Consider the following 677-nt stretch of genomic DNA (forward strand, 5'->3'; position numbering starts at 1 on the left):
ATCTGAACTATCACCTCTACAACCTGCTCCTGCAAAACGACTACGAGGGCAAGTACACCGGCTTCAAACGGGCCATGCTCTTCGACGGCTTCCGGGATGGGAGCGGCATCCAGTCCAAGAGCGGGTTCCTGCGGTCCGGCGGACGGCTGGTGCTGGGCCGGACGCCTGCCCAGACCGATATCGATCTGGGCAGGGGCGGCGGCGGGAGCACCACCTCCTCCACCTCCACCCAGCTCGTCACGGCCACGGGCTACGGCGTCATCAAGAGCTTCCTCTACTATCTGTACCCTCTGGGCTCCGACCATGATCTGACGGTCCGGTGGAGCCTGTCCGTCAACGACGAGGTGCGGGAGAGCGGCACCAGCACCCCCACCTGGCCCTCCTCCGCCGGAGACAGCCGGACGATCTACTGCAATGGCGTGGACGTGGTCCCCGGCGACCGCTGCCGGATGTCTATAGAGGTGACGGCCAGCGGTGCCCAGCTCTACCGGGACGACCGCAACAACGGTCTGGGCGGCACCTTCCGGATCGACGGCCGGACCGCCGCATCTGGTGTCATGACCGCCAGCCCCCTCGCCCTCCCGGCGGGACAGAGCGCCCGGGCCTGGGTCCGGCATAGGGGCGGCGCCGTGGGCCTGACGCTCCGCTCCGGCGGGGAGGACCATCCCATGGCCGCC

1 protein-coding gene is annotated in these 677 nt (G+C 68.4%); it reads left to right on the forward strand.

The window, feature by feature from the left end:
• On the forward strand, positions 1 to 677 hold a 677-nt coding region (locus KQI12_RS12350), incomplete at both ends, for a hypothetical protein (protein WP_216573769.1).

It is taken from the genome of Pseudoflavonifractor sp. MSJ-37, from assembly GCF_018917965.1.
Lineage (GTDB): Bacteria > Bacillota > Clostridia > Oscillospirales > Oscillospiraceae > Pseudoflavonifractor_A.